Below are 13,473 nucleotides of genomic sequence, written 5' to 3' on the forward strand. Positions count from 1 at the left end.
GTATCGCCCGCGACAGACGGTTCCTAGGGGGTTCCATGAGTCCTCGGCAACAGCGCGTCGTGGGGCGTCGCGCGGTCCTGAAGGGGATGTCGCTGTCCGCGCTCGGGGTCGGAGGGGTGCTGGCGGGCTGCGGGATCCCGCCGGCTCGGCAGAGCGCGGGCAGTTGCGTCAGCACAGACCTTTCGTCGTCGCAGAAGACGCTGAACTTCTCCAACTGGCCGAGCTACATGGACGAGTCCGACGAGAAGGTGAACGGCAAGACCGTCCTGCCGACGCTGGAGGACTTCCAGAAGCAGTCCGGGATCACGGTCACCTACACCGCCGACGTCAACGACAACGCCGAGTTCTACGCCAAGGTCCGCGACCAGCTCGGCAGCTGCCAGTCCTGTGGCCGGGACATCTTCGTACTGACCGACTGGATGGCGGCCCGGATGGTCGGGCTGGGCTGGATCCAGAAGCTCGACCACAGCAAGATCCCGAACGTCGACAAGCAGTTGCTCAAACAGCTCAAGGCACCGGCCTGGGACCCGAACCGCGACTACAGCGTGCCGTGGCAGAGCGGACTGACCGGGATCGCGTACAACGCGAAGGTCACCAAGGAGGTCGGCAGCTTCACCGACCTGCTCACCCGCGGCGATCTGAAGGGCCGGGTCACCCTGCTCTCGGAGATGCCGGACACGATGTCGTTCATGCTCAAGCTGGTCGGCGCCGACCCGGGCAAGTTCAACGACGCCGAGTGGAGCAAGGCGCTGGACAAACTGCAGGAGTACGTCGGCTCCGGGCAGGTCCGCCGGTTCACCGGCAACGACTACGTCCAGGACCTGAACGCCGGCAACATCGCCGCCTGCGAGGCCTGGTCCGGTGACGTGATCGCGATGCAGGCCGACAACCCCGACATCAAGTTCGTGGTGCCGGAAGAGGGCCTGATGCTGTGGTCGGACAACATGCTGATTCCGAACAAGGCGACCCACAAGACCAACGCCGAGGCGTTGATGAACTACTACTACGAACCCGAGGTCGCCGCCACGCTGGCCGACTGGGTCAACTACATCTGCCCCGTGACGGGTGCGAAGAAGGCGATGGAGACCGTCGATCCCGATGTGGTCGACGACCCGCTGATCTTCCCCGACCAGGCCACCCTGGCGAAGACGGCGTCGTTCATGCCGCTCGACACTGCCAAGGCAGCCCTCTACGAAACCGACTTCAACCTCGCGATCGGGGGCTGATAGATGACCAGTGACCTAGTTCTCCACGGAATCAGTAAGCAGTTCAGTGGACACCGAGCGGTCGACAACCTCGACCTGACGGTCCCGTCCGGCTCGTTCTTCGCGCTGCTCGGCCCGTCCGGGTGCGGCAAGACGACGACGCTGCGGATGATCGCCGGTCTGGAGGAGCCGACCGCCGGCAGCATCCGCCTCGGCGAGCAGGAGATCACCGGCCTGCGCCCGTACAAGCGCCCGGTCAACACGGTCTTCCAGAACTACGCGTTGTTCCCGCACCTCGACATCTTCGAGAACGTCGCGTTCGGGCTGAAGCGGCGCGGGGTCAAGGACTTCAAGCCGAAGGTCGAGGAGATGCTCAGCCTGGTCGAGCTCTCGACGTACGGCAAGCGGCGGCCGTCGCAGCTGTCCGGCGGGCAGCAGCAGCGGGTCGCGCTGGCCCGCGCGCTGATCAACCGGCCGCAGGTGCTGTTGCTGGACGAGCCGCTCGGCGCGCTCGACCTGAAGCTGCGGCGGCAGATGCAGCTGGAGCTGAAACGGATCCAGACCGAGGTCGGCATCACGTTCGTCCACGTCACCCACGACCAGGAAGAGGCCATGACGATGGCCGACACCATCGCGGTGATGAACGGCGGCGTGATCGAGCAGATGGGTTCCCCGGCCGAGCTGTACGACCTGCCCGCGACGACGTTCGTGGCGAACTTCCTCGGCCAGTCGAACCTGATCCGGGCCTCGATCATCGGACAGTCCGACGACGACCTGACCGTCGACGTGCACGGCCGCAAGGTGACCGTGCCGCTGCCGCGGTGCCGGGTCACCGAGGGCGATGTCTGGATGGGGATCCGTCCGGAGAAGGTGTTCATCGCCGCGGCCGGGACCGAGCAGAGCAACGGGTCGAACCAGTTGCGCGGCGCGGTCGTGACGGATGTGAGTTACGTCGGCGTGAGTACGCAGTACCTGGTGAAGCTGCCGTGGGACCAGGAGCTGACGATCTTCGAGCAGAACACCGGTGCGCGGGGGACGTTCGGGGTCGGTGAGACCGTTGATCTGCATTGGTTGCCGATGCACACGTTCGTGCTGGATGCGGAACAGGATGCCCGGGCCGGGGTCGGCGACATCGATGATCCGGATGGCGCCTGATGAGCGCGGTCGGCCAGCTCGGGGCGGCCGCGGCGGCTCCGCCGGCGAAGGTGGAGCGGTCCGGCCGGCGGTTCACGGGGTACTTGCTGCTGTTGCCGGGCGGGTTGTGGTTGCTGCTGTTCTTCGTCGTACCGCTGGTCTCGTTGCTAGCGGCAAGTTTGTACGACCCGAACGGGTCGATCGAGTCCGGGTTCAAGATGACCTGGCACTTCCAGAACTTCGTCGACACGATGGCCGACTACGCGCGGCCGTTCGGACGGTCGTTGTGGTACTCGCTGCTGACGACGGTGTTCTGCCTGCTGCTCGGATATCCGCTGGCTTACGCGATCGCGATGAAGGCCGGCCGGTGGAAGAACCTGATGCTCGCGCTGGTGATCGCGCCGTTCTTCACCAGCTTCCTGATCCGTACGCTGTCGTGGAAGCTGCTGCTGTCGGACAACGGGTTCGTCGTCGACGCGTTGAAGTGGCTGCACATCCTCGGCCCGGACGGACGGTTGCTGGCGACAACGACCGCGGTGGTGACCGGGCTGACGTACAACTTCCTGCCGTTCATGGTGCTACCGCTGTACGCCTCGCTCGAGCGCATCGATCCACGGCTGATCGAGGCGGGCGGTGACCTGTTCGCCAATCCGTTCACGACGTTCCGGACGGTGACCTTGCCGCTGTCGATGCCGGGGGTGGTGGCGGGGACGCTGCTGACCTTCATCCCGGCGGCGGGCGACTACATCAATGCGCAGCTCCTGGGTACGCCGAAGCAGCGGATGATCGGCAACGACATCCAACGGCTCTTCTCCGCCGGCGCGTATCCGACCGCGGCCGCGTTGTCGGTGACGTTGATGGCGGCGATCGTGGTGCTGGTCCTCCTGTACGTCTGGCGGGCGGGGACGGAGGACCTGGTATGAGGTGGATCAGGCAGCGATTGGTCGTCTTCGTCGCGTTGCTCGTTCTGCTCTATCTGTTCGCGCCGATCGTCGTCGTGATGCTGATGTCGTTCAACGCGCCGAAGAGCAAGCTGTCGTACACGTTCGACGGGTTCACCTGGCAGAACTGGCAGCACCCGTGCCGTCCGTACGGGTTGTGCGACGCGGTGTCGACCTCGCTGCGGATCGGGTTGCTGGCGACGGTGATCGCGACGGCGCTGGGAACGTTGATGGCGTTCGCGATGGTGCGGCACCGCTTCCGCGGCCGCGCCGGCGCGAACCTGTTCATCTTCCTGCCGATGGCCTCGCCGGAGATCGTGCTCGGCTCGTCGCTGCTCGCCCTGTTCGTGTCGAGCGGGTTCGGCGGCCGGCTCGGCTTCTGGACGGTGCTGATCGCGCACGTGATGTTCTGCCTGTCGTTCGTGGTCGTGACCGTGAAGGCGCGGTTGACCGGCATGGATTCACGGCTGGAACAGGCGGCGATGGACCTGTATGCCAACGAGTGGCAGACGTTCTGGCGGGTCACGTTCCCGCTGGTGTTCCCGGGCATCCTGGCCGCGGCGCTGCTGAGCTTCTCGTTGTCGTTCGACGACTTCATCATCACGAACCTGAACGCGGGTACGACGGTGACGTTCCCGATGTTCGTCTGGGGATCGGCGCAGCGCGACATCCCGCCGCAGATCAACGTCGTCGGTACGGCGATGTTCCTGCTGGCGCTCGTCCTCGTCCTGGGAGGTGAGCTGGCGCGACGCCGGCGTACCCGATGAAACTGGCAGCGCTTGCCGAGGCCGAACCGCGAGTCTTCTGGCTCGAGGACAAGTCGGCCCCGGAGCCGCTGCCCGCACTGCTCGGTCCGACCACGGCCGACCTGGCCGTGGTCGGCGGCGGTTACACCGGCCTGTGGACGGCGTTGCGCGCGAAGGAGCGGTATCCGTCGCTGGACGTCGTACTGCTGGAAGGCGATGTCTGCGGCTCGGCCGCCAGCGGGCGGAACGGTGGTTTCTGCGACGCGAGCCTGACGCACGGGTACGCGAACGGGGTGGCTCGGTGGCCGTCCGAGATCGAGGAACTCGAACGTCTCGGGCTCGAGAACCATCGTGCCCTCGGTGAGACCATCAGGCGGTACCGGATCGACTGCGATTGGCAACTCACCGGCGAACTCACGGTTGCCACCGAACCTCACCATCTCGAGGAACTCGCGGCCGAGGCCGCCGATCGTCCCGACGCACGGCTGCTCGACCAGGACGCGGCGCGGGCGGAGATCCATTCCCCCACCTACCTGGGCGCCTTGTTCGACCCGTTCCGCACCTCTCTGGTCGAGCCCGCCCGGCTGGCCTGGGGATTGCGGCAGGCCTGCCTCGACCACGGCGTACGCATCCACGAACACAGCGCCGTCACCCGCTTGCACTCGCGCTCGTTGCACACGGCAACGGGAGCGGTCCGTGCCGACCGGATTGCGCTGGCGACGAACGCCTTTCCCTCGCTGCTGCGTCGATTGCGCCTCTACACGGTCCCCGTCTACGACCTGGTGCTGGTCACCGAGCCGTTGTCCCACGCCCAACTGGCATCCGTCGGCTGGCGTGGTCGGCAGGGGGTCGGCGACGCGTCCAACCTCTTCCACTACTACCGCCTCACTCGGGACAACCGCATCCTGTGGGGCGGCTACCTGCCGCTGTACTACTTCGGGAGCCGCATCGACCCGGCCCTGGAGCAACGAAACTCCATCCACACGATGCTGGCCCGCCACTTCTTCCAGACCTTCCCCCAACTGGAAGGCCTCCATTTCACCCATCGCTGGGGCGGCGTGATCGACACCAGCACTCGCTTCTGCGCTTTCTACGGCACCGCCCACGCCGGCCACACGGCCTACGCCCTCGGCTACACGGGCCTCGGCGTAGCCGCCACCCGCTTCGGCGCCGACGTCATCCTCGACCTCCTGTACGCCGAATCAACCGACCGAACCCACCTGCAAATGGTCCGCGACCGCCCCCTCCCCTTCCCACCCGAACCCCTCCGCACCGCCGGCATCCGCCTCACCCGCTGGTCCATGCACCAAGCCGACAAACACGCCGGCCACCGAAACCTCTGGCTCCGCACACTGGACGCGATGGGCCTGGGCTTCGACTTCTAGGTACTCCGGGGGAAGAGCCCCCGCGCACGGTATGCAGGTTGGGAAGGGAAAGGCCCCCGCGCGCTACGCAGGCGCTTTCTTCGTCGCTCCGCTCCTCAGCGCACCTGCTCCGCGCGCACCCACCCACCCCCCGCTCATCGCGGTGCATCCCTTCCGGCTATCGCCGGGACTTTCCGGCTGCCGCCGGGACCTTCCGGCTATCGCCGGACTTGGCGGCTGCCGCCGCCGTCAGCGGGCTGCCGCCCGCGGTGCGCGCTTATCGCGCCTCGACTACCCGGCCCAGCCGCTCCTGACAGCCGACCGCCCGCACCGGGACTCGTGTCGCCCAGCCTGGCATCCGCCCCGGGCAGGACGCCGGCTCTCCTGCGCACGGGCATCCGTGGCTGCCGGCTCCGTCGGGCCGGCTCGCCTCCGGCGAATGCGTGGGGCGCGCCGTCGGCCTGCCGGTGTCCAAGGCGCGGGTGCCAACTCGCGAGCGAACCTGGGCGGTGGACACCCGTCGGGCCGTGCGGCGGGATGCTGAGCAAACAGGCGGGAGCCGGTCCGGGCGGTCCCAGCACCGGTTGTTCAGATGAGCGCGCCGGCCTAGTACTCGCCGCGCGGCAGCGCGCACGGTCCGGCGATAGCCGGAAAGGATGCACGGCGATGAGCCGGGGGTGGGTGGGAGTGTGTGGAGCGGTGCGCTGAGGAGCGGAGCGACGAAGGAAGCGCCGCGTAGCACGCGCGGGCTGGACTCACCTTCCTCGCGGGCTCGACCTACAGCTGGGATTCGGCTTGCTTGAGGACGGATCTGAGGATGGATTCTATTTCGTCGAAGTGGGGTTGGTCGCAGATCAGGGGTGGGGAGAGTTGGATGACGGGGTCGCCGCGGTCGTCGGCTCGGCAGTAGAGGCCGGCGTCGAAGAGGGCTTTGGAGAGGAAGCCTCGGAGGAGGCGTTCGGACTCCTCGTCGTTGAAGGTTTCCTTGGTGGTCTTGTCCTTGACGAGTTCGATTCCGTAGAAGTAGCCCGCGCCGCGGACGTCGCCGACCATGGGCAGGTCGAGCAGCTTCTCGAGTGTCGCCCGGAAATCCCCCTCCCGGCTCCGGACGTGCTCGTTGATGCCTTCGCGCTCGAAGATGTCCAGGTTGGCGACGGCGACCGCGGCTGAAACGGGATGGCCACCGAAGGTGTAGCCATGGGCGAACATGGTGTCTCCGTGCAGGAACGGCTCGATCAGCCGGTCCGTCGTGATCATCGCGCCGAGCGGCGAGTAGCCCGACGTGATGCCCTTCGCACAGGTGATGATGTCCGGCTGGTATCCGAACCGCTCGGCTCCGAACATGTGGCCCAGCCGGCCGAAGGCGCAGATCACCTCGTCGCTGACGAGCAGTACGTCGTACTCGTCGCAGATCTCGCGGACGCGTTCGAAGTACCCCGGTGGTGGCGGGAAGCAACCACCGGCGTTCTGCACCGGTTCCAGGAAGACGGCGGCGACTGTCGACGCGCCTTCGTTCTCGATCGCGATCGCGATCTGGTCGGCGGCCCAGCGGCCGAACGCGGCCGGGTCGTCTCCGTGGATCGGGGCGCGGTAGATGTTCGTGTTCGGCACCCGGAAGGTGCTCGGCACGAGAGGCTCGAACGGCTCCTTGAGCTCCGGCAGTCCGGTGATCGACAGCGCCCCCTGCGTCGTACCGTGGTACGCGATCGCGCGGCTGATCACCTTGTGCTTGCCCGGTTTGCCGGTGAGCTTGAAGTACTGCTTGGCCAGCTTCCACGCCGACTCGACCGCTTCGCCGCCGCCGCTGGTGAAGAACACCCGGTTCAGATCGCCGGGTGCGTACGCCGCGACCCGCTCGGCCAGCTCGATCGACTTGGGATGTGCGTACGACCAGAGCGGGAAGAACGCCAGCTCCGACGCCTGCTTGGCCGCCGCCTCGGCGAGTTCCGTCCGCCCGTGGCCGAGCTGGTTGACGAACAGACCCGCGAGACCGTCCAGGTACCGCTTGCCACGGGCGTCGTAGATGTAGACGCCGTCGCCGCGCACGATCACCGGGACTTCGCCGGTCTGATAGCTCGACAACCGGGTGAAGTGCATCCACAGGTGGTCGCGCGCCGACTGCTGCAGGTGGGCGAAGTCGGTTTCGGACGGCATAGGGCTTCCCCTCTTCTCCAGGCTGGCCAGTAGCCGACATCGTGCCCGGAAAATCGCATCCAAGCAAGTGATTTCGTGCCAGGAGAGCCGGTAGTCTGTCGATGTCAGCACTGCATGCCCATATCCGTTGCGGAATCCGTAGGGGAGCTGCGTGGACCTCCTGTTCGTGAACGGCGCGGTCTTCGACGGGACGTCGTACCGCCCGGGGACGGACGTCGGGGTCCGGGACGGCCGGATCGTCGCGGCCGGGGACCGCGCGAGCACGACCGAGGTCGTCGATCTCGACGGCGGTCTGGTGCTGCCCGGGTTCGTCGACGCGCATGTGCATCCGGTGCAGGGCGGCCTCGAGCGCGGTCGGTGCGATCTCGCGCCGGCGCACGGCCTTCCGGCGTACCGGGAGGTCATCCAGCGGTACGTCGACCAGCACCCGGACGTCCCGTGGATCCTCGGCGGCGGCTGGCACCAGCCAGACTTCCCCGGCGGTGCGCCGCGGGCGGCCGATCTCGACGCGGTCACCGGCGACCGCCCCGCGTTCCTGGTGAACGCCGACCACCACGGCGCCTGGGTCAACTCGAAAGCGCTGGCCCTGGCCGGCATCGACAGGAGTACGCCGGACCCGCCCGACGGCCGGATCGAACGCGACCCCGACGGCGCACCGACCGGCACCCTGCACGAAGGCGCGATGGATCTCGTCAGCCGACACGTCCCGCCGACCACCCACGAAGAGCTCGTCGCGGCCCTCGAAGACGCCCAGTCGTACCTGCACTCGCTCGGCATCACCGGCTGGCAGGACGCGATCCTCGGCGACTACGCCAACATGCCCGACGCAACGGACGCGTACCTCGAAGTCGCTCGGGCCGGCCGTCTCACCGCCCGCGTCAACGGTGCGCTGTGGTGGCAACGCGATCGCGGCGCCGAGCAGATCCCGGACCTCGTCGTACGGCGGAAAGCCGCCGACCACGGGCGGTTCCGCGCCGGCACGGTGAAGATCATGCAGGACGGCGTCGCGGAGAACTTCACCGCCGGGATGCTCGAGCCGTACTTCGACGGCTGCGGCTGCCGCACCACGAACGCCGGCCTGTCGTTCGTCGACCCGATCGAGCTGCGCGAGAACATCACCCGGCTCGACGCGGCCGGGTTCCAGGTCCACGTCCACGCGATCGGCGACCGCGCGGTCCGCGAGGCCCTCGACGCGTTCGAACACGCCCGACAGCAGAACGGCGACACGGACCGCCGCCACCACCTCGCGCACCTGCAGGTAGTCCACCCCGACGACATCGCCCGCTTCGCCCAGCTGAACGTGACCGCGAACATCCAGGCGCTGTGGGCGATGTACGACCAGCAGATGGTCGACCTCACCCTCCCGTACCTCGGCCCCGAGCGCGCCAGGACGCAGTACCCGTTCGGCGCGCTGGCCGGATCAGGCGCGCGACTCGCAGCCGGGTCGGACTGGCCGGTCTCGAGCCCGGATCCGCTCGCGGCGATCCACGTCGCGGTCAACCGGCGCGACGAGTCCACGGCCGAGCCGTTCTTCCCCGAGCAGGCGCTCGACCTCGCGACCGCGCTCACGGCGTACACGAGTGGGAGCGCGTGGGTGAACCACGCGGACGACACCGGCCGGATCGAGACGGGTGCGCTCGCGGATCTGGTGGTGCTGGACCGCGATCCGTTCAGAGCACCGCCCGACGAGATCGCAGCGGCACGGGTTCGGGAGACGTACGTGCAAGGAGAGCGTGTCTACGCATCGACCAGATAGGAACCGTCATGGACACCATCAGCAACATCGTGGACGGCAAGCCGTCGAGTGCGCTGAGCGGCGCGACGTACGACGTGATCGCGCCGGCCATCGGTACGGCGTACGCGCGGGCGCCGTTGTCGGGCCCGGAGGACGTCGACCAGGCGATGACCGCGGCGGCGCGGGCGTTCGAGAGCTGGCGGGACACGACGCCGGCCGAGCGGCAGCTGGCGTTGCTGCGGATCGCGGACGCGATGGAGCGGCGGGCGGACGAGTTCGTCGCGGTCGAGAGCCGGAACACGGGCAAGCCGCTGGCCGTCACGGTGACCGACGAGATCCCGCCGTGCGTCGACCAGCTGCGGTTCTTCGCGGGCGCTGCGCGGTTGCTCGAGGGGCGGTCGGCGGGTGAGTACCTGGCCGGGCACACGTCGTGGGTACGGCGGGAGCCGATCGGCGTCGTGGGTCAGGTCACGCCCTGGAACTACCCGTTGATGATGGCGGTCTGGAAGATCGCGCCGGCGCTGGCGGCCGGGAACACCGTCGTACTCAAACCGAGCGACACGACGCCGATGTCGACCGTACTGCTGGCCGAGGTGGCGCAGGAGTTCCTGCCGCCGGGCGTGCTGAACGTCGTCTGCGGCGATCGCAGCACCGGCCGGGCGCTGGTGGATCACGACATACCGCAGCTGGTCGCGATCACCGGGTCGGTACGGGCCGGGATGGAGGTCGCGTCGTCGGCGGCGCGGAAGCTGAAGCGGACCCATCTCGAGCTCGGCGGCAAGGCGCCGGTCGTGGTCTTCGACGACGCCGACCTGGACAAGGCGGCGGAGGCGATCGCGATCGCCGGGTACTTCAACGCCGGCCAGGACTGTACGGCGGCGACCCGCGTGCTGGCCGGTCCGCGGATCCATGACGACTTCGTCGACGCGCTGACCGAGCAGGCCAACCAGACCCGCACCGGTGCGCCGGACGACGAGCAGGCGACGTACGGCGCGCTGAACAGCGAGGCGCAGCTGCACCGGGTGGACGGATTCGTCCGCAATCTGCCCGACCACGCCAGCGTCCGCACCGGTGGCGCCATCGTCGGCGAGCGCGGCTACTTCTACGCGCCGACCGTCGTTTCGGGCCTGCAGCAGAACGACGACGCGATCCAGCAGGAGATCTTCGGTCCGGTCATCACCGTCCAGCGCTTCACCGACGAGGACGAAGCGCTGCGATGGGCGAACGGCGTCGAGTACGGCCTGGCGTCGTCCGTGTTCACCCGCGACCATGCGCGCGCGATGCGGATGAGCCGCCGCCTCGACTTCGGCTGCGTGTGGATCAACACGCACATCCCGATCGTCGCCGAGATGCCGCACGGCGGCTTCAAACACTCCGGCTACGGCAAGGACCTGTCCATGTACGGCCTCGAGGACTACACCCGCATCAAGCACGTGATGTCGAACATCGAGGACTAGATCACCTCGAGGTAGTCCTTCCCGGGTAGCTGCGGGAACGGCGCGTGCGGCTCGGTCTGGTACCAGTACGACGTCGACGCCAGGTCGTCCTGGAGCTGGAGGAACCGGCCGTCGCGCCGCCAGCCGAGCGCCTGGACGGTGACCCGCAGGTCCTCGGTGAACCGGATCGTGTCCTGGATGTGCCAGCGGTAGAGCCCGAAGCGCTGCTGGTTGTCGGAGAACCCGCTCGGCTCGATGACCTGCGGCATCCCGAGGTACGGCGTGGTGAACGTCGCGTACTGCCCTTGCGGATGCTCGAACGCCCACGCGCCGCCGAAGTAGTCCTCGGTGCCGGTGCCGCAGATCGTCGGGTACTCGTCGTCGCCGTCGAGGTAGAACTTGAACTCGCCCTCACCCCACCACCCGGAGTTGTTGCAGCCCCACGCGAGGTACGTCCCGACGTACTGCCCCTGGCCGCGGACGCCGTCGAGCAGCGTGTGTACCTCGCCGTACGGGACCGGGTTGCTGCGACGGAACTGCGCGTGGAAGTACGCCATGTCGTCCGGTACGTCGGTGCGGAGGAAGTCGACCTGATAGAAGAAGTTCTCGATCTCGGTCTCGAGCAGGTTCTCGATCGTGATCCGGGCCCCGGCGCGGAACGGCATCTGCCAATAGCTGTTGAACCCGCCCTTCGGGTTCACCGCGATCGGCACCGAGCTGACCTGGCAGTGCCGGCCCCAACCGTTGCAGAAGAAGTCGCCCAGCGGTACCTCGACCGACGGCGTCTCCTCGTCGTCCCAATACGCCCGCAGTACGAGCGACCGCCAGGTCTCCGAGTCGACCGTGATCCAGATGTGCGTGATCGCGCCGGATCCCTCGATCTCCGCGAGTGTCGTGGTCGACCCGGGAGCGAGGTTGATGCACGGCTGGATCTTCCAGCCCGGGCCGAGGTCGCGCGCGTGCTTGGACAGGATCCCCTCGGTCGCCCGTGCGCCGCCGGCCTTCGTGCCGTCCGGGTTCTCCGCGCTGATCGAGTAGGACCGCGCGGACGAGAGTCGCGCCACGTTACCGAGATGAACGTCGAGCCCGTTGAAGTCACCCATAGGCCACGACTCTATGGGCGCAGTAACCTGCACGCATCATGACCCGCATTGCCATCGACGGCGGTCAGTCCGCCCTTCGACTCCGCGTTCTTCCGTCCGGCCGGACCGGTGAGGGACCTGGTTACACGCACGGACCGGACGCTCTGCACCGGATGCTCGACGCGATCCGGACCGCCGCGACCGCGGCAGACGTGACCGGTCCGGTCGAGCTCGTCGCTCTCGGTCTCACCGGATATCCGCAGGCATCCGCGGAAGCCTTCGCCGCCGACGTCGGCGAGTTGCTGGACGCCGACGAGGTCCGGCTGACCCAGGACATGGTCACCGCGCACGCCGGAGCGTTACCTGATGGGTACGGCGTGGTGGTTGCTGCTGGCACCGGACTGGTCTGTCTCGCGGTCGACCGTGACGGCACCTGGCGCAAGCTCGACGGGCACGGGTACCTGTTCGGGGACGCGGGCAGTGCGTTCGCGATCGGGCGCGCCGGGCTGGTCGCCGTACAGCGTGCACGCGACGGTCGCGGGCCGGTTACCAAGCTCGCCGACACCGCGCTCGATCCGGTCACGCTCTACCGTTCTTCGACGCTGGTCGACGACGTCGCCCGGTTCGCTCCCGAGGTACTGCGTTGTGCGGCCGAGGGCGATCCGGTCGCGCACGAGGTCGTCGTACGCGCGGCCGAGGACATCGCCGAGACGATCGGGGCCGCGGTCGCTCAACTGGCCGGCGAGGGACCTGTCCCGGTCGCGTGCGTCGGCGGTTTGTTCGCAGGCGCCGGCGAACAATTGCTGGCCCCGGTCCGGGACGCCCTTCCGTCGCGCGCACGCCTCACGCCCGCGGCCGGCAACTCGCTCGACGGTGCCGAACGGCTCGCCACCGGTCCAGCCGGGACGTACGCCGACCTGATCGTGACGCACCGGCGATGAGAACTCTCGCCCGCGGCAGCCTCGTCGTGTCCTGCCAGGCGGGCCCTGAGAACCCCATCCACGGACCCGCTGCGATGGCGTTGATGGCGCAGGCCGCGGAGGCCGGCGGCGCGGGCGCCATCCGGGCGAACGGGCCGGACGATATCGCCGCGATCCGCGCGGTGACCGACCTGCCGATCGTCGGGCTGCACAAGCTCGGTGATCCGGCCGGCGTCTTCATCACCCCGACGTACGGGTGCGCCGCCGGTGTAGTCGCCGCAGGTGCGGACCTGGTCGCGCTCGACGCGACCCTCCGACCTCGGCCCGAGCGCTTGGACGAACAGATCACGCGGATCCACGACGAACTCGGCGTACCCGTCATGGGTGACGTGGACAGCCTCGACGCCGGTCTCGCGGCCCGGGAAGCAGGCGCCGACTTCGTCGCGACGACGCTGTCCGGATACACCGACGGGCGTACGCCGACCGGACCTGACATCGAACTGGTCCGGCAACTCGCGACGCGGCTGGACTGCCCGATCATCGCCGAAGGCAGGATCTGGACGGCCGAAGATGTCATGAGCGTCCGCGATGCCGGGGCGTACGCCGTCGTGGTCGGCACCGCTATCACGAACCCGAGGGACATCACTGCCCGTCTCGTGGGCGCCCTTGCGGTCCGATAGAGACTGTCATCATGCTCGCCGCTGAGACGACCTCGATAATTCCGGTGTTGGCCGTTTATCTTGGCTTTCATCGTCA

The 13,473-nt window shown here is 68.0% G+C and carries 11 protein-coding genes; 9 read left to right on the forward strand and 2 right to left on the reverse strand.

The genetic code is table 11. The features are described from left to right. The first annotated feature begins 35 nt into the window (after positions 1-35). The 5 genes from ACFWUU_RS28690 to ACFWUU_RS28710 are packed head-to-tail and all read left to right on the forward strand — an operon-like array spanning position 36 to position 5,411. Complete coding sequence (locus ACFWUU_RS28690; RefSeq protein WP_380179847.1) at positions 36-1,226, forward strand: spermidine/putrescine ABC transporter substrate-binding protein; 1,191 nt, start codon at positions 36-38, stop codon at positions 1,224-1,226. 3 nt (positions 1,227-1,229) lie between these two features. Next, on the forward strand, positions 1,230-2,360 hold the full coding sequence (locus ACFWUU_RS28695; protein WP_380179849.1) for an ABC transporter ATP-binding protein: 1,131 nt from the start codon (positions 1,230-1,232) through the stop codon (positions 2,358-2,360). Next, positions 2,360-3,262, forward strand: coding sequence for an ABC transporter permease (locus tag ACFWUU_RS28700; RefSeq protein WP_137255792.1), 903 nt, complete (start codon positions 2,360-2,362; stop codon positions 3,260-3,262). Before ACFWUU_RS28695 ends, ACFWUU_RS28700 begins: the two co-directional genes overlap by 1 nt. Next, on the forward strand, positions 3,259-4,047 hold the full coding sequence (locus tag ACFWUU_RS28705) for an ABC transporter permease (RefSeq protein ID WP_380179851.1): 789 nt from the start codon (positions 3,259-3,261) through the stop codon (positions 4,045-4,047). Before ACFWUU_RS28700 ends, ACFWUU_RS28705 begins: the two co-directional genes overlap by 4 nt. Next, entirely contained in the window at positions 4,044-5,411 is a 1,368-nt protein-coding gene (locus ACFWUU_RS28710) for an NAD(P)/FAD-dependent oxidoreductase (RefSeq protein WP_380179853.1), read from the forward strand. The genes ACFWUU_RS28705 and ACFWUU_RS28710 overlap by 4 nt, the downstream gene beginning before the upstream one ends. Before the next feature lie 756 nt (positions 5,412-6,167). On the opposite strand, the gene ACFWUU_RS28715 is transcribed toward ACFWUU_RS28710, so the two are convergent. After that, positions 6,168-7,544 carry an aspartate aminotransferase family protein gene (locus tag ACFWUU_RS28715; protein ID WP_380179855.1) on the reverse strand — a complete coding sequence of 459 codons (1,377 nt, stop codon included), beginning with the start codon at positions 7,542-7,544 and terminating at the stop codon, positions 6,168-6,170. 151 nt (positions 7,545-7,695) lie between these two features. Here ACFWUU_RS28715 and ACFWUU_RS28720 point away from each other — a divergent pair, with 151 nt between their 5' ends. After that, on the forward strand, positions 7,696-9,300 hold the full coding sequence (locus ACFWUU_RS28720; RefSeq protein ID WP_380179857.1) for an amidohydrolase: 1,605 nt from the start codon (positions 7,696-7,698) through the stop codon (positions 9,298-9,300). 8 nt (positions 9,301-9,308) lie between these two features. After that, positions 9,309-10,736 (forward strand): gamma-aminobutyraldehyde dehydrogenase, encoded by a 1,428-nt coding sequence (locus ACFWUU_RS28725; protein ID WP_380179859.1) that lies wholly within the window; start codon positions 9,309-9,311, stop codon positions 10,734-10,736. On the opposite strand, the gene ACFWUU_RS28730 is transcribed toward ACFWUU_RS28725, so the two are convergent. Next, a complete protein-coding gene (locus tag ACFWUU_RS28730; RefSeq protein WP_380179861.1) occupies positions 10,733-11,818 on the reverse strand; it encodes a glycoside hydrolase family 172 protein in 1,086 nt (361 codons plus the stop codon). The genes ACFWUU_RS28725 and ACFWUU_RS28730 overlap by 4 nt on opposite strands. A gap of 38 nt (positions 11,819-11,856) precedes the next feature. Between ACFWUU_RS28730 and ACFWUU_RS28735 the strand changes: the two genes are divergently transcribed. Both ACFWUU_RS28735 and ACFWUU_RS28740 read left to right on the forward strand, forming a co-directional pair. After that, positions 11,857-12,738, forward strand: coding sequence for an N-acetylglucosamine kinase (locus ACFWUU_RS28735; protein WP_380179863.1), 882 nt, complete (start codon positions 11,857-11,859; stop codon positions 12,736-12,738). Beyond that, on the forward strand, positions 12,735-13,397 hold the full coding sequence (locus ACFWUU_RS28740) for an N-acetylmannosamine-6-phosphate 2-epimerase (protein WP_380179865.1): 663 nt from the start codon (positions 12,735-12,737) through the stop codon (positions 13,395-13,397). Before ACFWUU_RS28735 ends, ACFWUU_RS28740 begins: the two co-directional genes overlap by 4 nt. Positions 13,398-13,473 lie beyond the last annotated feature (76 nt).

This window comes from Kribbella sp. NPDC058693, assembly GCF_042715335.1.
Classification (GTDB): domain Bacteria; phylum Actinomycetota; class Actinomycetes; order Propionibacteriales; family Kribbellaceae; genus Kribbella; species Kribbella jiaozuonensis.

What these genes read in the sequence shown, in the direction of transcription:
- ACFWUU_RS28690 (WP_380179847.1), top strand. Translation starts at nt 36, where the DNA reads ATGAGTCCTCGGCAACAGCGCGTCGTGGGGCGTCGCGCGGTCCTGAAG.
- ACFWUU_RS28695 (WP_380179849.1), top strand. Translation starts at nt 1,230, where the DNA reads ATGACCAGTGACCTAGTTCTCCACGGAATCAGTAAGCAGTTCAGTGGA.
- ACFWUU_RS28700 (WP_137255792.1), top strand. Translation starts at nt 2,360, where the DNA reads ATGAGCGCGGTCGGCCAGCTCGGGGCGGCCGCGGCGGCTCCGCCGGCG.
- ACFWUU_RS28705 (WP_380179851.1), top strand. Translation starts at nt 3,259, where the DNA reads ATGAGGTGGATCAGGCAGCGATTGGTCGTCTTCGTCGCGTTGCTCGTT.
- ACFWUU_RS28710 (WP_380179853.1), top strand. Translation starts at nt 4,044, where the DNA reads ATGAAACTGGCAGCGCTTGCCGAGGCCGAACCGCGAGTCTTCTGGCTC.
- ACFWUU_RS28715 (WP_380179855.1), bottom strand. Translation starts at nt 7,544, where the DNA reads ATGCCGTCCGAAACCGACTTCGCCCACCTGCAGCAGTCGGCGCGCGAC.
- ACFWUU_RS28725 (WP_380179859.1), top strand. Translation starts at nt 9,309, where the DNA reads ATGGACACCATCAGCAACATCGTGGACGGCAAGCCGTCGAGTGCGCTG.
- ACFWUU_RS28730 (WP_380179861.1), bottom strand. Translation starts at nt 11,818, where the DNA reads ATGGGTGACTTCAACGGGCTCGACGTTCATCTCGGTAACGTGGCGCGA.
- ACFWUU_RS28735 (WP_380179863.1), top strand. Translation starts at nt 11,857, where the DNA reads ATGACCCGCATTGCCATCGACGGCGGTCAGTCCGCCCTTCGACTCCGC.
- ACFWUU_RS28740 (WP_380179865.1), top strand. Translation starts at nt 12,735, where the DNA reads ATGAGAACTCTCGCCCGCGGCAGCCTCGTCGTGTCCTGCCAGGCGGGC.